This is a genomic window from Actinomyces acetigenes (assembly GCF_031296635.1).
GTDB classification, from domain to species: Bacteria; Actinomycetota; Actinomycetes; order Actinomycetales; family Actinomycetaceae; genus Actinomyces; species Actinomyces acetigenes.
This window is the reverse complement of record NZ_JASPFC010000007.1, coordinates 1-22,067: the sequence shown is the minus strand read 5'-3', so window position 1 is coordinate 22,067 and position 22,067 is coordinate 1. Positions and strand designations below refer to the sequence as shown.

Here is a 22,067-nt window from a genome sequence, read left to right as displayed (position 1 = left end):
TGTGCCTCGGGCCTTACGTGTCCTGAGATGCGCAGCTAGGCTGGAGGTGATGATTGATCACATCTCTGTGAATGTCAGTGATCCGGCGGCCTCGAGAGCCTTCTACGAGGCGGCGCTTGCGCCGCTGGGCTACCGCGTGGTCATGGAGTTCGGGCCCGTCACCGGACTGGGTGGGCCGACGCCCGGCGCGCCGGAGGGCGCCCCGGTCCACGCGGACCTGTGGCTGACCCCGGCGGAGAACCCGACGCCCTGCCATATCGCTGTGGCGGCGTCGTCGACGGCGCAGGTGGACGCCTTCCATGAGGCGGCTCTGGCGGCGGGTGGCACCGACAATGGCGGTCCCGGCGAGCGTCCGCACTACCATCCCGGCTACTACGGGGCCTTCGTCCTCGACCCCGACGGCAACAACCTTGAGGCCGTCTTCCACGGCACCGGCAACTGACCTCCGGCTGTGCGCCTCTGACTGCGGACTGTGCACCTCAGCTCCGCGCCTGAGCCTGCCGTCGCCCTCAGCGTTGGTGGCCGGCCCGGAGATGGCGGGGCGACCGGAGAAGGTGCGGTGGAGAGACGACGAGGGACGCCGTGGTGAGACGAACCGAAGAGACTCGCCTACCGCCCGGCCCCGGTGCGGATGTCCCCGCCGGTGATCAGCGCGGAGACGGTGCGTGTGACGCCAATGAGCACCAGACAGAGAATGCCGGCAAGAGCGGTGGCCAGAACGTTCTTGAGCCAGCGGTGCCCGAGGCTCTCACCGGCGGGGGCGAGTCCCTGGCTCGTGGGGCGGGAGGTCGTGATCGCGGTCATGAATCCAGCCTGCGCGATCGTGGCCGAAGGCACATCAGGCCGCCGAATGATTCTGCGTCACCCGCTATCCCCCCTAAGGAGGGCGGATCGCGACGCGATTCCATCTCAGGTTGGAGACGGCTGGCGAAGAGAGCCGTGATGGTGCCGCCAATGTCGTCCGACTCCGAGGGGTGGAAGGACCTGGATGACGCGCCTGGACCGCGCTACCGTCGAGGTCGACCGAGACTGACCACCCCTAACCGGCACGGTTCGGGCAGTACCTGCCATCTCGGACGCCATCGGCCAGCTCGACATCAACACCGACTTAGGAGGAGCCTCGATGACCGCTACCATCGACGAGGCCGTCTTCAATGCCGAGAACATCTTCGGCAAGGGGAGGCGAACACGGCCTTCGTTCGCCCAGTACTTTACGGGTGAGAGTTTCCTTAGAACCCTCGTTACCGATCCCGAGTGCGCGGTGAGCGTTCATAACGTCACCTTCGAGCCCGGCTGCCGCAACAACTGGCACATCCACCACGCCGCCTCCGGTGGCGGGCAGGTCCTCATCTGCACTGCCGGCTCGGGCTGGTATCAGGAGGAGGGCCACGACGCCGTCAGCCTCGAACCGGGCACCGTCATCTTCACCCGTGCCGGTATCAAGCACTGGCACGGTGCGAAGGCCGACTCCTGGTTCTCCCACATCGCCTTGGGCGTGCCCGGCGAGAACACCTCCAACGAGTGGCTCCAGCCCGTCGATGACGCCCACTACGATGCCCTCGGAGGCAGCCGCCCCTGAGTGACCGATCATTCTCCGGACATCTCGGGAAGATATCGAAGCCGCGGGCGAGCCGGTCGAAGCAGGCAGCGCAGCGCCCTCCCGCGCCCGCCCGAACTGGGCGCGGTGGCGCGGAAGGCGGCGACTCAGCGTGTCGTGCACCCGGCGTGGCGCCCTCTCAGCCCCGGATTTGCCAGATATCACTCAGGTAACTGCTCGCAATCGGCTCAAGATGCCGCAGATACCTCGCAGAGATCTCTAGACTTCAACCATGACTGTGCCTTCAGAGACCTCGGCGACGATCGACCCTCGTGAGGTGTCACTGTATGCCGGCCACTTCGACGCGCTGTGGGGCGTGGCCTGGAGCCCGGACGGCACGCGGCTCCTGTCCGGATCGCACGACGGCACGGCCCGGGTCTGGGACGCGAACCGCGGTACCGAGCTGTTCGCGCTGGCCGGCCCCAGCCTGTCCATCAGCGCCGTGGCCTGGAGCCCCGATGGCACGCGGCTCCTCACTGCTGCGGAGGACCACAGCGTCCGCGTCTGGGACGCGACCACCGGCGCCGACCTGCTGACCCTGGGGGTCGGCGGCTCCGGTGTCGGTGGGGCGGTGGCCTGGAGCCCTGACTCCACCCGCATCCTCACCAGCTTCGACGACGCCTCGGCCCGCATCTGGGACGCCTCCAGCGGTCAGGTGGTGCGCACGTTGTCGGGGCACACCGAGCACCTCACCGCGGTGTCGTGGAGCCCGGACGGGACCCGCGTGGCCACCGCCTCCGACGACGGCACCGCCCGGGTCTGGGACGTCACCACCGGCACCGAGCTGCTGCGTGTGGGCCCCATGGCCTTCGTGGGGCGCGGCGCCACCATGGGGCCCGACGGCAGGCCGACCCACGTCGGCCCGATCGAGCCGATGACCAGCCTGTCATGGAGCCCGGACTCGCGCCGCATCATCACCGCCTTCGACTCGGCCGAGCCCCGGGTCTGGGACGCCGCCACCGGCGAGGAGGTCCTCAGCCTCCACGGTCGCGAACGCCGCTGGGTCAGCGTCGTCTCCTGGAGCCCCGACGGCAGCCGCATCATCACCGACGACATCTCCGGCACCACCGCCCACATCTGGGACGCCACCACCGGCGAGGAGCTGCTCAGCCTGAGCGGCCACAACCAGTGGGCCTGCGCCCTGGCCTGGAGCCCGGACTCGCGCCGCGTGGCCACCGGCTCGCACGATGACACCGTGCGCGTCTGGGACGCCACCACCGGCCAGACCCAGCTCGTCCTGGGGGCCGGCAACTCCGTGGAGACCGTCTCCTGGAGCCCCGACGGCACCAGGCTCAGCATCGGCGCCAAGATCGGCGGCAACCGCGTCTGGGACGCCACCACCGGCGAGCCGCGTCTCACGGTGGACAACGGCGCCCGCGAGCTGAGCGAGGTCGTTTGGAGCCCGGACGGCACCCGCCTGGCCACCTCCTCCTACCTCTCGCCGCGCGTTCTCATCCTGGACGCCTCCACCGGCGACGTCGTCCAGGCCCTGACCGCCGGGGAGGACGACGTCAACGACATCGCCTGGAGCCCGGACGGCGAGCGCATCCTCACCGGACTGGGGGACGACCGCGCCGCGATCTGGGACGCCGCCCGCGGCGAGCGCCTCCTGACCCTCGAGGGCCACAGTGACATGATCACCTCGGTCGCCTGGAGCCCCAACGGCCAGCGCGTCCTGACCGGCTCCCAGGACGGGACGGCCCGCATCTGGGACGCCACCACCGGCGAGGTCATCCACACCTACACCGGCAACTGGGTGCGCGACGTCGTGTGGACGCAAGGAGGCCCTCGCGTCGTCACCGGCAGCGCCGACGGCGCCGCCCACGTCTGGGACGTCATCACCTCCGGCGAGCTCGTGACGCTGCGCGACGACGCCGCCATGGTCCGCTCCTACGCCTGGAGCCCCGACGGCACCAAGGTGCTGGCCGGCTTCGACGACGGCGTCGTGCGCGTGTGGGACGAGGTCTCCGGCAAGATCGTGCTGTCCCTGGCCGGCCACCGTTTCGGCGTCACCGACGCGCAGTGGAGCCCCGACGGAACCCGGATCCTCACCGGCTCCGAGGACGGCACCGTGCGCCTGTGGGACGCCACCACCGGTGAGATGACCGGGCTGTTCCTGTGCTTCCTGCCCGACGGCGGGGTCGCCATCCTCGACGCCCCCTCCCTGAGCCTGCGCTCGGGCCCCGGGGAGGTCTGGGACTACCTCGGCCGCCCCGAGATCCTCGCCGGCCAGCTCACCCGTGTAGGCGTGGAACGGCGCCAGTACCTCAACTCCGACCCGCTGCCCGAGGCCGTCGCGGAGCCGTCCCCGGCGGAGGCCACTGACGAGGGCCCGACGACGCAGGTCCCGGCCGAGGCCCACCAGGCGCCTCAGGCCCCTGAGGCCAGTGAGCCCTCCGAGACGGGGAAGGCACCGGAGGCCGACGCACTCGGCGAGTACGCCGAAGTCCCCTCGGTCTTCGCTGTGCCCGCACAGCAAGCGGCTGAGTCCGCTGCTGAGGCCGAGCAGCCCGCCGGTTCCCAGTCCCCTGAGGACGCCCCTGCCCAGGCCCAGGAGTCGTCGGCCCCTGCCAGTGATCCCCTCACCGAGGAGGCCCCCGCCGAGACGCAGGCCCCGCAGGTCGAGGAGTCCGTCTCCGCCCCGGCCGAGGAGCCGGAGAAGACTGAGAGCCCCGCGCCGGTCCCCACCCCCGAGGCGGAGGACCCGGCCGTCGCTCACCAGGCTCGGCACGCGGCGGTGACCGACCACACGCCGGCCGAGACCGAGCCGGTCGCCGCGCCGACGGGGGAGACCCTTCTCGTCCAGCCCTTCCCCGTGGAGCAGGGCCTTGTGGACGGTGAGGTGCGCCCGCCGGCCGAGGCGCAGCCCGCGATGGTTGAGATGCCGCATGCCCCAGCCGTTCCCGAGGAGGAGCTGCAGGCGCAGCCTGCGCCGAGCCCCGCAGAGACCGGTGAGGAGGCCGACGCCGAGGCCGGTGCCGACGAGCTCGCCGTCCCGGCTCCCGAGGCGGAGCTCGTCCGCACCGCGCGCCGGGCCCGGCACGCCGCCGCCACTGCTCAGACCCCGGCCGACGCCGCCCCGGAGCAGGCCGCTGAGGACGCCGCTGAAGCAGCCGTTCCCGCCGAGTCGGAGCCGGCTTCGCCGACCCAGGTGGCCCAGTCCTCCGGGACGGCCGAGTCCGCTTATGAGCCGGTGGCGATCCCCGCCGTCGAGCATGCCGGTGGCGAGCCCGTGGCCGCACCCACGGGTGAGACCGTCGCCCCGGACCAGCTCGCGCTTCCCCTCACCCCGGCCGACGCCGCCGGTCACGAGGGCCATGAGGCCACCCTCGACCTCTCCGAGGAGGCCCCCGAGGCCGCTGCCTCCGTCGAGGCGACGGTGCCCCCCGTCGCCGATACCGCCGAGACGGCGCGTGCCGCCGGCCCGGTGGATGTCCCCGACGCCGCCGATGCGCCAGTGCCTGAGGTGCCGCCGTCCTCCGGTGCTGAGGCCGCCTCCGCGCCGACCACCTCAACGCCCGAGGGCGAGCCCGAGAACCACGCGGCCCAGGAGACCCCAACCGAGCACGCCCCCGTCGAGCCCCCGCAGGCACAAGAGAACCCGGAGAGGTCGCCCGCGCCCGCGGAGGCTGAGGCCTCGCAGGCCACGGATGCCGAGGCCGCCGCCGAGGGCCGGCCGAGCGCCGAGGAGGAGCCGGCCGAGCCCGCCGAGCCGAGCGAGCCGGCCCCGGCGCCTTGGGGCAGCGAGGACCTGCGTCAGCGGATCTACACCGAGGTCCAGGAGTTCGTCGCCGCCATCGCGCGCCGTGACGTCAACGAGCTGGCGAGCCGCTACGGCATCGCCGGCAACGACCTGGCCGGCCTCGATGAGCAGCTGGCGGGCCTGTCGAGCCCCGTTTCAGACCTGACCCTCTACCCTGTCGAACAGGCCGACGAGTACGTCGACGGCCACCACCGCCTGGACCTCAGCGAGCTGGAGGGCGGCGGCGTCGTCATCAGCTCCGAGCTGTGGGCCCACGATCGGGCCTGCGGTGCGCGCCTCATCGCCCACTGGAACCCCATGGGGATCTACCCCTTCGACTTCCGCAACGTGAGTATGTGAGTCATCTCCCGAGCGTCTCCCCAGCGCCCGGCAGCTTGAGTGCGCCCCCGAACCGGCAGGTACGGGGGCGCACACGGTTCTCGGGCGGTACGGGGGAGACGGGGATCGCTTAGGAGCGGCGCCGACGGATATGTGCCGGGGCTGTGAACCGCATAGACTGCCCGCCGTCAGTGTTATCCACCGAGAGGGGGCGTCTGTGTCGACGGCGCAGTACCCGGCACGGGCCCGTGTCGCCGCCTGGGCAGTGCACATCTTGACCATGTCGGGACTGGTGTGGGCCAGCCTGGCCATGCTCACCACCATCAACCCCCACCGGGAGTACACGTGGATGTGGGTCTGGCTACTCGTCGCCCTCGTCGTCGACGGTGTTGACGGCACCCTGGCCCGGCGCGCCCGGGTCTCCGAGATCATCCCCTGGTTCGACGGCGGCATCGTGGACATCGTCGTCGACTACCTCACCTGGACCTTCATCCCGGCGGTCTTCATGTACGTGGCCCTGCCGATGGGCCCCAGGCCGGTGGCGGGACTGCTCATGGCCCTCGTCCTGAGCTCGTCAATGTTCTGCTACGCCAACAAGCAGTGGAAGTCCACCGACTACTACTTCGTGGGCTTCCCGGCCGCCTGGAACATCGTGGCCCTCATGTTCTACGTGCTCCAGACCCCGGCGGTCTTCAACATCATCGTCACCCTTATCTTCGTGGTGCTGACCCTGGTGCCCACGCACTACGCGCACCCGGCCCGCGTCAAGCGCTTCCGCGCCCTCAACATCGGTGCGGTGGCGGTGTGGTTCCTGGCCACCTGCTGGCTGGTGGCGGTCTACCCCTACCGTCCGCTCAGCCTGGTCGTCGTCCTCATCGTCTCCGGCGGGTGGTTCCTGCTCGCCGGGGTGCTGCGCTCGATCCGCGGGGCGGAAACGACGGCGTCGGCGGCGTAGGCCGACTAGCCGCCCCCCGGGGTGCGCAGCCCCCGGGCGACGATTACGTCACGCAGCCAGCGGCCGCCCTCCAGCAGGAAGGTGGCCAGCACCAGGCCGATGACCACCATGATGACCCACTGCGGGTAGCCGGGGCCGTCCCCGTGGGCGCCCGACAGGAAGAAGTACACGTAGGGTGCCACGAAGGTGATGAGGGTGACGAGGAACCCGGCGAAGCGGATGCGGCGTCGCTTGCCTGCCACCATGGCGATGATCCCCCAGGTATAGGGCACCGCGGTGAGGATATCGATGGCCCACAGCACCCAGGGGTTGCCGTGGAAGCCGGGGGCGTAGACGGCCGGAAGCGCCCGCAGCGAGGAGTAGATGAACACCGTCGCGTAGGCCAGGAAGCGGGGGTTGTGCAACAACCGGACGATACCGGCACGCGGCACGAGATCGACCTTCGCCTCCTGCAGGGCGGCCAGGGTGTGCCGCGAGACGCGCAGCGGGTCCGTCCCCTCCAGGACGGTGCGCAGGTAGCGGATCTGCTCGGGTGTCCCGGTGGCCCACTCGTCCAGAAGGCGGCGTGGGCTCACGGCGACGACGACGCTGCCCTCACCGGTTCCCTCGCCCCCGTCTCTCTGAGGGGCTTCGACGGCCTCGGGCGCATCCGGAGAGGCAACGTGGACGAGGTGCTCGCCCAGGATGGTCCGCAGCAGCCCCACACGCCCCTTAGGAACCTCGCTCAGCCACAGGCGCTGCCCGTGCTCCACGGCCAGGGACAGGGCGTGCCCCAGGGCCCAGCCGCGCTCGTCGGGCGCCAGAAGCTCCTCGGGTGCGGAGATCTGGGCCAGCTCGGGCACCTCGGCGACGTTGAAGCGCGTCAGATCACCAACCCGATCGACGGCCGCCACCGTCCGCAGGATCTCGGGGTCCAGGACATGGCGCCGGGTGACGGGAAGCTCCGTGACGGATCGCAGAGCCATCACGTTCGTCACGGAGGAGCGGGGAGCGGGGGTGTGTTCGGGCATTGGAATGAGCCTAGAGGAGTGGGTGCCCGTTGTGTGCGGCCTGGGAGTCAATACGGGTCACTCCTCACCGGCCGGAGCGACGGCTCACGGCGCCGGGCGATCCCGTGTGCCCGCCGTCAGACGCGGGCCAGGACCTCGCCGTGCACGACGACGAACCAGGCGTCCTCGCTGGCGCCCCACTGCCGCCACGCCTGGGCCATCGCCTCCAGGTCGGCCCTGTCCGCCAGCCCCAGCTCGACGGCCCGCGGCCCGAAGGAGGTCAGGCACCGCTGCGCCCAGGTCTGCGACTGCCAGGTGCGGTCGGCGGGCGTGGTGTAGCACCAGGTGGAGGCCGAGGCCGTCACGTCGGTGAAGCCCGCCGCCCGGGCCCAGGACAGCAGCCGGCTGCCGGCATCGGGTTCGCCGCCGTTGGCCCGGGCGGTGGCCATGTAGACCGAGCGCCACTGCTCCATGCCCGCAGGCTCGGGGAACCAGGTCATGGCGGAGTAGACGGCGTCGCGCACGGCCACCATGCCGCCGGGGCGGGTGAGACGGCGCATCTCGGCCAGGGCCCCCACCGGGTCCGCGAGGTGCTGAAGGACCTGGTGGGCGTGGACGACATCGAAGGAGGCGTCCTCGAAGGGCAAGGCCATGACGTCACCGCAGGTCAGCTCCACCTGCTCGGACAGGCCCCGTTCGCTCAGCGTCGCCCGAGCCGCCTGCAGGGCATCGGACGCGGCATCCAGGGCGACGACCCGCCCCGGGGCGACGCGCTCAGCGAGATCCGCGGTGATGGACGCCGGCCCGCAGCCGACGTCGAGCAGGTCCATTCCCGCACTCAGGTGGGCAAGCAGGTAGGCGGCCGAGTCCGCCGCGCGGCGCCGCGAGTGCGCGCTGAGCACCGCCGCACTGTGGCCGTGGGTATAGCGGGCCGTCCCGACTGAACCGTCTGGAAGCTGTTCACTCTTCACACCTCCAGATCATCCAGGAATGTGATCTGTGTTGCGTGAACGTCCGGAATGCGGCCTTTGCGACGGCTATGTTTCCTCCGGATCGCGAGATGTTTCGTCTCAGTGAACGTCACGGTGGAAGTCTTCTCGCGGCGCCGCGGCGACCAGCCAGGTGCTGAGCTAATCCGCAAGGCGAAGGAGTCCCCCATGCAGGACGTTGTCGAGAAGGTCTATGAGCAGGTTGTGGCTCGCAACCGTGGAGAGGTCGAGTTCCACCAGGCCGTCCACGAGGTGCTGGAGTCACTCGGTCCCGTCATCGCCAAGCACCCCCACTACGCCGAGGGCGCCCTCCTGGAGCGCATCGTCGAGCCCGAGCGCCAGATCATGTTCCGGGTCCCGTGGGTCGACGATGCCGGCCAGGTCCACGTCAACCGCGGCTTCCGCATCGAGTTCAACTCGGCGCTGGGCCCCTACAAGGGCGGCCTGCGCTTCCACCCCTCGGTCAACGCAGGCATCATCAAGTTCCTCGGCTTCGAGCAGATCTTCAAGAACGCCCTGACCGCCCAGGGCATCGGCGGCGGCAAGGGCGGCTCCGACTTCGACCCGCACGGACGCTCCGACGCCGAGGTCATGCGCTTCTGCCAGTCCTTCATGACTGAGCTGGCCCGCCACATCGGCCCCTCCACTGACGTGCCCGCCGGCGACATCGGCGTGGGCGGCCGCGAGATCGGCTACCTGTTCGGCCAGTACAAGCGCCTGCGGAACTCCTATGACGCCGGCGTCCTCACCGGTAAGGGCCTGGCCTGGGGCGGCTCCCTCGTGCGCACCGAGGCCACCGGTTACGGCACTGTGCTCTTCGCCCAGTCCATGCTCGCCACCAAGGGCGAGTCCCTCGAGGGCAAGAAGGTTCTCGTCTCCGGTGCCGGAAACGTGGCGATCTACGCCATCGAGAAGGCCCAGCAGCTCGGCGCCACCCCCATCACCTTCTCCGACTCCTCCGGCTACGTCGTCGACGAGGCCGGGGTGGACCTCGAGCTGCTCAAGCAGGTCAAGGAGGTCGAGCGCGGTCGCGTGGCCGACTACGTCGAGCGTCGCCCCGGTGCCCGCCTCGTGACCGGCGGCTCCGTGTGGGACGTCCCCGGCGACGTCGCCCTGCCCTGCGCCACCCAGAACGAGCTCGACGGCGACGCGGCGGTCACCCTGCTGCGGGGCGGCTGCGGCGTGGTCTCCGAGGGCGCCAACATGCCCTCCACCCCCGAGGCCGTCGAGGCCTTCCAGAAGGCCGGCATCCTCTTCGCCCCCGGTAAGGCCGCCAACGCCGGTGGCGTGGCGACCTCCGCCCTCGAGATGGAGCAGAACGCCGGCCGCACCCGCTGGGACTTCGCCACCGCCGAGGCCAAGTTGACCGGCATCATGACCGACATCCACGACTCCTGCGTCGCGGCGGCCGAGGAGTACGGCCGCCCCGGTGACTACGTGCTCGGCGCCAACGCGGCCGGTTTCACCCGCGTTGCCGACGTCATGATCGCCCACGGCATCGTCTGATGCCTGGCTGATCCGGGCTCGCGCCCACAGCGACGGCGTCCGCCGCCTCTTCCCCGAGGTGGCGGACGCCGTCGTCGTGCCGTGGGAGGGAGCGTGCGGGATCGGCGCTCTTGGCAACCATCCACGTGGCTCGTTCCTCGCCGCGCTCCCGCTGTGGAGGCACGTCCCGACGGCGCTGACGGGCACCCGGGGGAGGCGGGCACGAGCGCTGTCTGATGAACGTCAGTAAGTGCCGTGAAAAAGAGTTCCCTGTGTCGCATGAGGCATACGGTTGCGTATGTTCCTCTCCTCGTCTTCTCCCGCGTCACCATCCCTCCGCCTGACAAGGAACGACATGCGACTGCACCCCACGTGGGCGGTCAGGGTCGGCGCCGTCATGTGCGCGCTGACGCTGACAGCCCTTAGTCCCTTCCCGCTCAGCCCACCCGCCAGTGCTGAGGAACCGGCCACCCCGGCCGACGCTCCGGCCGCCGGCACCACCACCATCGACCTGCTGGGCATCACCGACCTGCACGGCCACATCTCCCGGACCACTCAGACGGACCGCAGCACCGGACAGACATCCGTCGAGGACCCCGGTGCCGTCACGCTGGCCTGCGAGGTCTCCGCCGCCCGCGCCGCCAACCCCAACACGCTGTTCGTCTCCGCCGGAGACTCCGTAGGCGGATCGGCCTACGTCTCCTCCATCCTCCAGGACCGCCCCACCATGGAGGCGCTCAACGCGATGTCCCTGGATGCCTCCGCCCTGGGCAACCACGAGCTCGACCAGGGCCTGACCGACCTGGAGACGCGCATCCTGCCCGCCTCGAGCTTCCCGATCCTGGCTGCCAACGTCTCCGGCTCAGCTCCCCTGAGCGCCGAGGGCGGCGGCAACGGGGTCTTCATCAAGGAGGTCGGCGGTGTGCGCGTCGGCTTCGTCGGCGTCGTCACCGATGAGCTTCCCACCCTCGTGTCACCCTCAGCCCTGTCCACCCTCACCCTGAGCCCCGCGGTCGCCGCCGCCAACACCCGTGCCGCCGAGCTCAAGGACGGCGATCCCGCCAACGGTGAGGCCGACGTCGTCGTCGTGCTCAGTCATGAGGACGCGGCCTCCACGGCCACGAGCTTCTCCAAGAACGTCGACGCCGTCTTCTCCGGACACACCCACGTGCCCTTCGCCAAGACCGTCACCGGCGCCGAGGGCAACCCGATCGCCGTCGTCCAGGCCGACCACTACGGCTGGGCGCTGGGCCGCATCCGCCTCAGCTATGACCCCGCCAGCCGGAAGACCTCAGTGGTCAGCGCCGACAACGAGGACCTGCGCAGCTCGAGCTGCACCACCGACGCCTACGGCGTCGCCGGAATCGTGTCCCAGGCGGAGAAGGACTCCGCCGTCGAGGGCGGCAAGCCACTGGCCAGGATCGGCTCGGACTTCCTGCGTGGCTCGGACGGCTCCGGCCCCGGCGCCAACCGAGGCACTGAGTCCACCGCCTCCAACCTCATCGCCGAGTCCTTCCGCAGCTGGCTCGTCACCGACATCCAGCCGACCGGCGCCACCCGCTACGTGGGCATCATGAACCCCGGCGGCGTGCGCGCCGACCTGCTCTACGCCGCCTCCGGCTCGGAAGGCGATGGCGTCCTGACCTCGGGGGAGGCCTACACCGTCCAGCCCTTCGGCAACGAGATGGCCTACACGACCCTCACCGGCGCCGAGCTCAAGACTCTGCTGTCCCAGCAGTGGCAACCCGGCTCCAGCCGTCCCGTGCTCACCCTGGGGCTGTCCAGCAACGTCGACGTCCTCACCGAGGCCACCACCGCCCCCGCATACGGGGGTGAGGCCGCAGCCGCCCCCGCGATCCGCGAGATCCTCGTCGACGGCAAGCCGCTGGCCGACGGCGACAGCGTCGTCGTCGCCTCCAACGCCTTCCTGCTGGCGGGAGGCGACGGCTACACCGTCCTGAAGGACAAGCCCGTGACCAACACCGGTGTCCTCGACCGCGACGTCACCTCCGCCTACCTGGCCTCCTTCGGCGACCAGCCCGTCAAGGCCGGCTACTCCAAGCGGCAGACCGCGATGACCGTGGGGCCGGTGTACATCAGCTCAGGCGGCGCGCGCAGCACTGACACGGTCTCCGTGACCCTGGACTCCCTGGCCTACACCAACGCCACCGAGCAGGCAGCCGGCGCCCGGCGCGTGCGCGTGCGCGCGGGGGATAAGGAGCTCCTGACCAAGGACCTCGACCTCACCGTCGACCCCACCGGCCCGACCACCGGGCGGGTCGACTTCAACCTCACCTTCCCGACCGACGCCCCCACGCGCGCCTGCCGCACGGTCCAGGCCGCCACCTGCCGCTGGGCCTCCGTCGAGACCCTCGACTCCGCAGGCACGGTTCTCAACCGTTTCTCGGTCGAGATCGAGGATGAGGATGCGGCCGGCCCCGGTGCTGAGGCCGGTGATGGAGCAGGTGGCGGAGCGGACCCGGGTGACAAGACGGCAAAGGGGGCTGACGGTACTGCGGACGGGGCCGGCGGCACGGCGGATCGTGCTGACGGCACGGCGGCGTCAACCCCGCAGGGCGGCCGCGCCGCTGATGAGCCCTCCGTGGGTGGCGGCACCGAGTCGTCCGCCCGCAGCAGTGCGCAGCCCGCAGCCAACGCCACCCCGGTCGCGTCCGGGGCGCCCGGCCGGGCGGCCGAACCCGACCACCCGGCCAAGACGGCGAGTGATAGTCCTCTGTCCCGCACCGGCGCCTCGCTCAGCGCAGGGGTGCTCGCCCTCGCCCTGCTCGTCGTCGGCGGCTACCTCATCCTGCGCCGCAGACGGCAGGTCGACTGACGCCGGCTGACGCAGGCTGTGTGCCAGGCTGACCCAGGCTGACCCAGCGATGCGCGGATCGAGACTCGTGCCCGTCACCCTCCACCGGGGGAGGCGGGCACAAGTCCTGTCTGATGGGGGTCGGCGATGGCGGGGCTCCACCGGGGATGGTTCGGGTGGTCCGGGGGCAGGTGGTCCGGGGGTAGTGGGGACTGCGGTTCGCGTCGAGGACGTACTTCCCGTTCGAGGACTGCGTTGTCCTACAGGCCACTGGGTTGCGCCCGCAGTCGTTTGTCGGAGAACGCAGTCCTGGTCGCAGAAGTACGTCCTCGACGGTGCGACGGCGCCCGTTGGGCGGTCCCTGTTCTCAAAACAACCTATGAAATGTATTGTAAGTCACTCAGGGGTAGACATGAATGTTCGAACAGACATACTCTCATGTCTGTTCAGACATTCAGAGTTGAGTGGATGCCCGAACGGGCGTACTGGGCTGACGGCACGGACCTTCCAGGGGGTGAACATGCGCATCAAGGACAGGCACCGCCAGATCGTGGAGCAGGTGCGCGGTGCAGGGCGGGTTCTTGTCACCGAGCTCGCCGAGCACTTCGACGTCACCCCTGAGACGATCCGCCGCGACTTGACCGCCCTGGACCGCAGCGGCGCCCTGCGCAAGGTCCACGGCGGTGCCATTCCCGCCCCCGCCCTGCCGGAGACCGGCGTGACCCAGCGCGAGCAGGTCAATCCCGCCGCCAAGCAGGCCATCGCCCGCGCCGCCCTGGCGCGGCTCGCACCGGGGCCCGGCATCACCCTCCTCATCGACGCCGGAACCACCACCGGGTCGCTCGCCCGCCTCCTGCCGGGCGACAGCGACCTGACCGTCATCACCAACTCCGTCCTGACCGCCGCCTGGCTGGCCGGCGCCGGACGCACCCGGGTGCGGATCCTCGGCGGCCAGCTGCGAGGACTGACCCAGGCCGCCGTCGGCCCCGAGGCTGTCGAGGCCCTGTCCACCCTGAGGGTCGACGTCGCCATCCTGGGTGCCAACGGCCTGAGCGCAGCCCACGGGCTGTCCACGCCCGACCCTGACGAGGCCACCGTCAAACGCGCCATGGTGCGCAGTGCCCGCCTGGTGGTGGCCCTGGTCGACTCCACCAAGATCGGCCAGGAGCACCTGGTCTCCTTCGCCTCCCTCGACGACATCGACCTCCTGGTCACCGACGTCGAGCTCCCACCCGCACTCATCGACCAGCTCACCACCACCGAAACCGAGGTACTTGTCGCATGATCCTGACCCTCACACCCAACCCGTCCCTCGACCGCACCGTCTCCCTGCCCGGGCCCCTCCAGCGCGGCGCCGTCCAGCGCCTGACCGGCGTCGTCATGGAACCGGGAGGCAAGGGCGTCAACGTCGCCCGCGTCCTGTCCAATGCCGGGCGCGCCGCCACCGCCGTCCTTCCCGCCGCCGAGCACGACCCCATCCTCGTCGCCCTGGGCGCCCTCGAACTGCCCGGCCTCACCGTGCGATCCGTGCCCGTGGCCGGACCCGCCCGCATCAACACCGCCGTCACCGAGCCCGACGGCACCACCACCAAGCTCAACGAGCTGGGCGCGGGCCTGAGCCAGGAGGAGATCGACGCCGTCGAGCACGCCCTCCTGGAGACCCTCACCCTCACGGGGGCGTCGTCCGGAACCTCCCCCCACCACTGGGCGGTCCTGTCCGGCTCCCTGCCGCCGGGCGCGCCGGCCAGGTGGTACGCCCGCCTCGTGGGGCTCCTGCGGGAGGTCGCCCCGGGGCTGCGCATCGCCGTCGACACCTCCGACGAGCCCCTGGCGGCCCTGGCTGCCGAGCTGCCCGGATCGGCCCCCGACCTCATCAAGCCCAACGGTGAGGAGCTCGGCCAGCTCGCCGGCCTGCCCGCCGAGCGCGCCATGGCCCTCGAGGAGGGCGCCGTCCAGGGGGACTACGGCCCCGTCGTCGACGCCGCCCGCCTCCTGGTGGGCCTGGGGATCGGCGCCGTCATGGTGACCCTCGGCCCCGCCGGCGCCGTCCTGGTGACCGCCGACGGTGCCTGGCACGCCACCGCCCCCAAGGTCCCGGTGGTCTCCACCGTCGGCGCCGGGGACTCCTCAGTGGCCGGCTACATCCTGGCCGACGTCAACGGCGGCGACGAGGCCGAGCGCCTGCGCACCGCCATGGCCTACGGCTCGGCCGCCGCCTCCCTGCCCGGAACCACCCTGCCCACACCCGCCGACCTGCCCGAGCAGTCGGCCGTCGTCACCCGGCTCGCCTGAGCCGGGGCGCCCGCGGGCGCTGGGGCCGCAGACCCGTGAGCCCCGCCTCCCGGCGCCTGTCGGCGGCCGGCCACCGCCCAGCCGGCTCCGCCGTCGACCGGCCACCGACTGTTTACCACCCGCCCCCCGATCCGCCACCTGACCACCACTCTTGACCACCTGTGACCCGCCGCAGCCCACCGGGCGACGGCACCTCGGACACCAAGGAAGACCATGACCGAGAACAAGCCCCTCATCATCCCCGAGCTGGTCGCGCTCGATGCCGACGCCGGCCCGAGCAAGGAAGACGTCATCGAGTTCCTGGCCACCACCGTGGCCGGCGCGGGCCGGGCCTCCAGCCCCGACGGCCTGGCCGCCGACGCCAAGAAGCGCGAGTCGACCGCCCCCACCGGGATCCCCGGCGGCATCGCCATCCCGCACTGCCGCAGCTCTCACGTCCTGGCCCCCAGCCTCGGCTTCGCCCGCCTGGCGCAGCCGGTCGACTTCGGGGCCGCCGACGGACGGGCCGCCGACCTCATCTTCATGATTGCCGCCCCTGACGGCGCCGACGACTTCCACCTTCAGCTCCTGGCCAAGCTCGCCCGCGGACTCATGCAGACCGAGTTCACCGATGCCCTGCGCCAGGCCGCCGACGCCGAGGAGATCACCCGCATCGTCACCAAGCAGGTCCAGCCTGAGCTGCTCGACGGCGGGCAGGAGAGCGAGGACGGCGCGGCCGGTAAGGCAGGTAAGGCCGGAAGCGCCGCGGGCTCGACCGCAGGGTCCGGCGCCGTGGGGTCCAAGGAGGCTGCGGCGTCGTCGGCCCCGGCGCAGGGGCAGACCGTTATCGTGGGGGTCTCCTCCTGCCCCACCGGCATCGCCCACACCTTCATGGCCGCCGAGGCCCTGGAGCAGGCCGGCAAGGATCGCGGCATCACCGTGGCCATCGAGGGCCAGGGCTCGGGCAAGATCGACGCCCTCGACCCCGAGCTCATCAAACGGGCCAGCGCCGTCATCTTCGCCCACGACCTGCCCGTCAAGGGCCGCGAGCGCTTCGCCGGCAAGCCCGTCATCGACGTCGGGGTCAAGGCCGCCGTCAACGACGCCGGCTCCCTGGTGGACAAGGCCCTGGCCGCGGTCGACGACCCCAGTGCCGCCCGCGTGCCGGCCGGCGGCGGGTCCAGCGAGGAGAGCGAGGAGGGCTCCGAGCACTGGGCCCGGCGCCTGCAGCGCTCGGTCATGACCGGGGTGTCCTACATGATCCCCTTCGTGGCCGCCGGCGGTCTGCTCATCGCCCTGGGCTTCCTCCTGGCCGGGTACGACGTGGCCAACCTCTACGAGAAGATCTCTATCAGCGACTACTCCCTGTGGAACCTGCCCGGCAACGAGTTCGTCCACGAGATCAAGAACTCGGCCGGCAACGTCGTGGGAACCGAGACGATCACCGTCTCCCAGTCCGGGCTGCTGCTGTACATCGGGTGGACGCTGTTCCTGCTGGGGCAGGCGGCCATGAGCTTCCTCGTCCCGGCGCTGGCCGGCTACATCTCCTTCGGGCTGGCTGGCAGGCCCGGGATCGCGCCCGGGTTCGTCATGGGGGTCGTCGCGGTTCAGGTCGGTGCCGGGTTCATCGGCGGCCTGGTCGGCGGCATCCTCGCGGGCTACTTCGCGGCCTGGCTTGCCGGGCTCAATGCGCCGGCCTGGCTGCGAGGGCTCATGCCCGTGGTCGTCATCCCGCTGGGCACCACGCTGGTGGTCGGCGCCGTCATGTACCTGGTCCTCGGGCGGCCCCTGGCCGCCCTCATGACCGGGCTGAAGGACGGGCTGACCTCCATGTCCGGGGGCGGGTCGGCCGTGCTGCTCGGCATCATCCTCGGGCTCATGATGTGCTTCGACCTGGGCGGGCCGGTCAACAAGGCCGCCTACCTGTTCGGCACCGCGGGCCTGTCCGAGGCCAGCGCCAGCAACACCGCCCCCTACGAGATCATGGCCACTGTCATGGCCGCCGGCATGGTGCCGCCGCTGGCGATGTCGGCCGCGACCTTCCTGCGCTCGCGACTGTTCACCAAGGCAGAGATCGAGAACGGGCGCAGCGCCTGGCTGCTGGGGCTGTCCTTCATCTCCGAGGGCGCCATCCCCTTCGCCGCCGCCGACCCGCTGCGCGTCATCCCGGCCACCATGGCCGGCGGCGCCGTGACCGGTGCGATGACCATGGCGATGCACGTCGGTTCCCGCGCGCCCCACGGCGGCGTGTTCGTTGCCTTCGCCATCACCAACTTCGGTGGCTTCCTTCTGGCGATCCTGGCCGGGACGGTGGTGACCACCGCGCTGGTCATCGTCCTCAAGGGGCTCGGTCGCAACGCCGACGGTGGGGGCGGCAAGGAAGGCGCCGAGGTGCAGGCCGCTGCCGCCGCCTGATTGAGCGGGCCTCATCGCCGCGTCGTGCGGGGTCCCGCCAGGTGCGGGGCCCCGCACGACGCGTGTGAGGAGCGAAGAGGCCGAGTCTGAGAGGCTCGGCGTCCCCGTTGACGCAGGACGCTCCCCGGGGAGGTCCGGCATAGGCTTCGCGCCATGGCTGCAAGACGACGCATCGACCCCGCCGCCGGCGCTCAGGCCCTGCGCCAGTGGGCCCAGGAGCAGGACACGTCCGGCGATGGAGCGGCCAACGCCCCTGAAGGACCTGCCGGCGCTGCAAGAGCCGCCGGTGGCGCTGCCACCGCCAGTCCCACCGACCGGGCCGCCCGACGTCGGGTGACCGCCACCGCCGTGCGCTACACCCTCGAAGAGCTCGCTGCCTGCGCGCCCGGGCGCTCGGTCGAGGTGCGAGTCCCGCCCTTCGGCGTCACTCAGGCCGTCGCCGGCACCGTCCACCGGCGAGGCACCCCGCCCAGCGTCGTCGAGACCGACGCCCCCACCTGGCTGGCCCTGGCCACCGGCCGACTCACCTGGCAGGACGCCCTGGCCGGCGGCACCCTGCACGCCTCCGGCGAGCGCTGCGACCTGTCCGCCTACCTGCCGCTGGTCAAGTTCTGAAAGCCTGTTGGACCGACCGGCGCTGGTATGGCCGTCGCCGTGCCGCCGTAGCGCCGCCGCTCCGATTCTGACTGTCGCTCTGCGAACCGGGGCTGCTCCGCGGACTCGTTGGGACACCCCCATGTCCTGAGGCGTCGCGGACCGTTGTGCCAACCGCACAGAGGACGAAAGTGTCACAAATGGCGACTTTTCAACGCGCCCTGTCGGGGCAGGCGTCAGGGCGCAAGGTCCTGACCAGCGTCAACGCGTTCTGACTGGTTGTCTGCGGAGCGCTCTCGGTCCTAAAAGTCGCCGCACGTGACAGATCGGGCCGATTCCGCCCCGTCCGTCTGCTGGTTGCTGCGCCGAGGGCCCGCGCCGGTAGGTTCGTCCCATGAGTCGCACGCGCCTGAGCACCTACACCGCCCCGCCCGCCGAGGTCGCCCGGACCTTGGACGCGTTGCGCGCGCACTACGAGGTCCCCACCGCCTTCCCACCCGAGGCCCTCGCCGAGGCGGAGGCCGCCGCCGGCGCCTGGGCCCAGGACGGCCCCGCCCGTCTCCTGGCCGACGGCGCCCGCGACGCCCGCGACCTGGAGCTGGTCACCATCGACCCGCCCGGCTCCATGGACCTCGACCAGGCGGTGCTCCTGGAGCGCCTGCCCGCGCAGCCCCACCAGGCCGGCACGGCCGCCGGGAACGTCGGGGACACCCCCGAGCCGGCGGCCACTTACCGAGTTCACTACGCCATTGCCTCCCTGGCCACCTTCGTCACCCCCGGTGGTGCCCTGGACGCCGAGCTGCGCCGCCGCGGCGAGACCATCTACGCCCCCGACGCCGCCACACCCCTGCACCCCGAGGTCCTCTCCCACGGCGCCGCCTCCCTGCTTCAGGACGCCGAGCGCCCGGCCTGCCTGTGGACCATTGACCTCGACGAGCGCGGCGAGGTCGTCTCCGCCCGCGTCGAGCGGGCCCTCGTGCGCTCGCGGGCGCGCCTCAGCTACGCCCAGGTCCAGGCCTCCATCGACGGGGAGAGCACCCTGCCCCGTCAGGTGCCGACCGACCTGCCCGAGCTCCTGGCCGAGATCGGTCGCCTGCGCCTGGAGCGTGAGGCCGCCCGCGGTGGCATCAGCATGACCACGCCCGAGCAGGTCGTCGAGGTGAGTGAGGCGGCACAAGCGGCAGAGACAGCACAGGCGGCGGAGCCGGCCTCGCCAGCAGGGGACGCGGACTCCACCGAGGGGCCCGGCCCCGCCGGCTACCGGCTCGCCTACCGTGTACCCGTGCCGGCCGAGCAGTACAACGCCCAGATTTCCCTGCTCACCGGCATGTGCGCCGCCCGGATCATGGTCGAGTGCGGCGTCGGCATCCTGCGGACCCTGCCGCCGGCGCGCCCTGAGGACTACGCCCGCCTGCGGCGCGTCGCCGCGGCCCTGGGCATCGACTGGTCGGCCTCCCAGCCCTACCCCGAGCTCGTGCGCGGCCTGGACCATGCCGTGCCCGCCCACGCGGCCTTCATGGAGCAGGCCATGTCCCTCTTCCGCGGATCGGGCTACCTCGCCTTCGGGGTGGGAGGGGTCGGGGTCCCCGCCGACGACGAGGCCTCCGACGTCGAGGAGGCCGTCCACTCCGCGATCGCCGCCCGCTACGCCCACGTCACCGCCCCGCTGCGCCGACTCGTGGACCGCTACGGCGAGGAGGTCTGCATCGCTGCCTGCGCCCAGGGGCCTGTGCCCGAGTGGGTCCTCCAGGCGCTGCCCGACCTGCCCGGCGTCATGGAGCAGACCGGCAGGCGCGCCCGAGCCATCGGCCGTGGGGCACTGACCGCCCTGGAGGCCCTGGTCCTGCGCGGGCACGAGGGTGAGGTCTTCGACGGCGTCATCACCTCCGAGCGCGACGGCCGCGGCGAGCTCGTCCTGGCCGAGCCCGCCGTCGTCACCGAGATCCGCGCCGGTAAGAGGGCCTTAGACGGCGGCCTCCCGGTGGGTGAGCGCGTGCGGGTCCGTCTCCTGTCCGCCGACCCAGCCTCCGGCATCCGCTTTCAGCTCCTGCGCCAGGAGCGCCCCTGAGACGGGCTGGCTCCGGCGACCGCAATGGGCAGATGGCGCCCGGGCGTGACAGACTGTGCGTGTGCGCACCGGTGAGAACCCCTCGCAGATCACCTTCGATCATTCCGACGGCGCCCGCTCCACACCGCGGGTCGACTCCTCCGATCCCCTGGGGCGGCCCAGCCGACAGAGCCCGCCCGATCCGGCGACCCCCGAGGCTCCCGGGGCTCCCGCAGGGCCCGTCGTCGCCCCCGGCCTGAGCGCCCTGCCCGACGACCACTGCGACGAGCTCGAGCCCTCGCCGCGCGAGGAGTGCGGCGTCTTCGGCGTGTGGGCCCCCGGCGAGGACGTCTCCCGCCTGAGCTACTTCGGCCTGTACGCCCTCCAGCACCGTGGCCAGGAGTCGGCCGGCATTGCCACCTCCAACGGCTCTCAGATCCTCGTCTACAAGGACCTCGGCCTGGTCTCCCAGGTCTTCGACGACCAGGCCCTGTCCAACCTCACCGGCCACATCGCCGTCGGCCACGTCCGCTACGCCACTCAGGGCGCCACCACCTGGGAGAATGCCCAGCCGATGCTCGGCCCGGCGGCCGGCTCCACCCTCGCCCTGGCCCACAACGGCAACCTCACCAACACCCGCGAGCTCATGGACGCCGTGCGCGCCACCTCCGGGGAGGACCTCAGCGGCGAGCTCGGCCGCGGTTCCTCCACCGACACCGCCGTCCTGGCCGCCCTGCTCAACCTCGTCTCCGAGCACGGCGCCCTGGAGGGCTGGGACTCGGCCGCTGACGTCCTCACCTCCGGCATCACCGACGACGCCGAGCTTGACGCCGCCTACTTAGCGCCGGCCCCCTTGAGCGTCCGACAGGCCGCCCACCGGGTCCTGCCCATGCTGCGCGGTGCCTTCTCCTTGGTCTTCATGGACGAGCGCACCCTCTATGCCGCCCGCGACCCCCACGGAGTGCGCCCCCTGGTGCTGGGGCGCCTGGGCAACGGGTGGGCCGTGGCCTCCGAGACCGCCGCCCTGGACATCATCGGCGCCGCCTTCGTGCGCGAGATCGAGCCCGGCGAGCTCATCGAGATCGACGAGGACGGCGTGCGCTCCTCGCGCTTCGCCATCGCCCGGCGGGCCGGCTGCGTCTTCGAGTACGTCTACCTGGCCCGCCCCGACACCCGCATCGCCGGACGCAGCGTCATCACCTCGCGCAACGAGATGGGCGCCGCCCTGGCCCGCGAGCACCCGGTGGAGGCCGACCTTGTCATTGCCACGCCCGAGTCGGGCACCCCGGCCGCCATCGGCTACGCGCAGGCCTCCGGCATCCCCTACGGGCAGGGTCTGGTGAAGAACGCCTACGTGGGGCGCACCTTCATCCAGCCCACCCAGACCCTGCGTCAGCTCGGCATCCGACTCAAGCTCAACCCCCTGCGCGAGGTCATCGAGGGCAAGCGCCTCGTTGTCGTCGACGACTCCATCGTGCGAGGCAACACCCAACGGGCCCTGGTGCGGATGCTGCGCGAGGCCGGCGCCGCCGAGGTCCACGTGCGCATCTCCTCCCCACCGGTGATGTGGCCCTGCTTCTACGGCATCGACTTCGCCACCCGCGCCGAGCTCATCGCCACCGGCATGAGCGTGGAGGAGATTTGTCAGTCCATCGGAGCCGACTCCCTGGGCTTCCTGTCCGTCGAGGGCATGGTGGCCGCCAGCGGCCAGAAGGCCGACGAGCTGTGCATGGCCTGCTTCACCGGCGACTACCCGATCCCGCCGCCGGTGCGCAGCCTGTCGGCCGCCGCCATCCCGGTGCGCCGCGTCCCGACCGCCTACCGCGGCC

General features: G+C 71.4%; 15 protein-coding genes. 12 read left to right on the top strand and 3 right to left on the bottom strand.

Annotation, left to right across the window (positions count from 1 at the left end):
- Positions 1-49: 49 nt before the first annotated feature.
- Positions 50-442 carry a VOC family protein gene (locus RIV14_RS04095; protein WP_075373113.1) on the top strand — a complete coding sequence of 131 codons (393 nt, stop codon included), beginning with the start codon at positions 50-52 and terminating at the stop codon, positions 440-442.
- A gap of 167 nt (positions 443-609) precedes the next feature.
- Here the strand turns inward: RIV14_RS04095 and RIV14_RS04090 are convergent, their stop codons facing one another.
- Positions 610-804 (bottom strand): hypothetical protein, encoded by a 195-nt coding sequence (locus RIV14_RS04090; RefSeq protein WP_075373112.1) that lies wholly within the window; start codon positions 802-804, stop codon positions 610-612.
- Positions 805-1,123: 319 nt separating this feature from the next.
- Here RIV14_RS04090 and RIV14_RS04085 point away from each other — a divergent pair, with 319 nt between their 5' ends.
- The 3 genes from RIV14_RS04085 (at position 1,124) to RIV14_RS04075 (ending at position 6,633) form a co-directional block, all read left to right on the top strand.
- Positions 1,124-1,579, top strand: a complete 456-nt coding sequence (locus RIV14_RS04085; RefSeq protein WP_075373111.1) for a cupin domain-containing protein — start codon at positions 1,124-1,126, stop codon at positions 1,577-1,579.
- 250 nt (positions 1,580-1,829) lie between these two features.
- On the top strand, positions 1,830-5,699 hold the full coding sequence (locus RIV14_RS04080) for a WD40 domain-containing protein (protein WP_075373110.1): 3,870 nt from the start codon (positions 1,830-1,832) through the stop codon (positions 5,697-5,699).
- A gap of 196 nt (positions 5,700-5,895) precedes the next feature.
- Complete coding sequence (locus RIV14_RS04075; protein ID WP_075373109.1) at positions 5,896-6,633, top strand: CDP-alcohol phosphatidyltransferase family protein; 738 nt, start codon at positions 5,896-5,898, stop codon at positions 6,631-6,633.
- 5 nt (positions 6,634-6,638) lie between these two features.
- On the opposite strand, the gene RIV14_RS04070 is transcribed toward RIV14_RS04075, so the two are convergent.
- Positions 6,639-7,643: a hypothetical protein gene (locus RIV14_RS04070; RefSeq protein ID WP_075373108.1), complete on the bottom strand. Its 1,005-nt coding sequence runs from the start codon at positions 7,641-7,643 to the stop codon at positions 6,639-6,641.
- Positions 7,644-7,759: 116 nt separating this feature from the next.
- The gene (locus tag RIV14_RS04065; protein WP_075373107.1) at positions 7,760-8,593 is read right to left on the bottom strand and encodes a class I SAM-dependent methyltransferase; all 834 of its coding nucleotides are present in this window, start codon (positions 8,591-8,593) and stop codon (positions 7,760-7,762) included.
- Positions 8,594-8,779: 186 nt separating this feature from the next.
- Between RIV14_RS04065 and gdhA the strand changes: the two genes are divergently transcribed.
- From gdhA to purF, 8 genes are all read left to right on the top strand, one after another.
- Entirely contained in the window at positions 8,780-10,117 is a 1,338-nt protein-coding gene (gene gdhA, locus RIV14_RS04060; RefSeq protein WP_075373106.1) for an NADP-specific glutamate dehydrogenase, read from the top strand.
- Positions 10,118-10,451: 334 nt separating this feature from the next.
- Positions 10,452-12,932 (top strand): bifunctional metallophosphatase/5'-nucleotidase, encoded by a 2,481-nt coding sequence (locus RIV14_RS04055; protein ID WP_075373105.1) that lies wholly within the window; start codon positions 10,452-10,454, stop codon positions 12,930-12,932.
- Between the two features lie 499 nt (positions 12,933-13,431).
- Complete coding sequence (locus RIV14_RS04050) at positions 13,432-14,196, top strand: DeoR/GlpR family DNA-binding transcription regulator (protein ID WP_075373154.1); 765 nt, start codon at positions 13,432-13,434, stop codon at positions 14,194-14,196.
- On the top strand, positions 14,193-15,203 hold the full coding sequence (locus RIV14_RS04045) for a 1-phosphofructokinase family hexose kinase (protein ID WP_075373104.1): 1,011 nt from the start codon (positions 14,193-14,195) through the stop codon (positions 15,201-15,203). Before RIV14_RS04050 ends, RIV14_RS04045 begins: the two co-directional genes overlap by 4 nt.
- A 213-nt stretch (positions 15,204-15,416) precedes the next feature.
- Complete coding sequence (locus RIV14_RS04040; RefSeq protein WP_075373103.1) at positions 15,417-17,597, top strand: PTS fructose transporter subunit IIABC; 2,181 nt, start codon at positions 15,417-15,419, stop codon at positions 17,595-17,597.
- A 153-nt stretch (positions 17,598-17,750) separates the two neighbouring features.
- Complete coding sequence (locus RIV14_RS04035; RefSeq protein WP_075373102.1) at positions 17,751-18,212, top strand: sterol carrier family protein; 462 nt, start codon at positions 17,751-17,753, stop codon at positions 18,210-18,212.
- Between the two features lie 373 nt (positions 18,213-18,585).
- A complete protein-coding gene (locus RIV14_RS04030; RefSeq protein WP_075373101.1) occupies positions 18,586-20,259 on the top strand; it encodes an RNB domain-containing ribonuclease in 1,674 nt (557 codons plus the stop codon).
- Between the two features lie 235 nt (positions 20,260-20,494).
- The coding region (gene purF, locus RIV14_RS04025) for an amidophosphoribosyltransferase (protein ID WP_309324936.1) at positions 20,495-22,067 on the top strand (1,573 nt) is incomplete at its 3' end.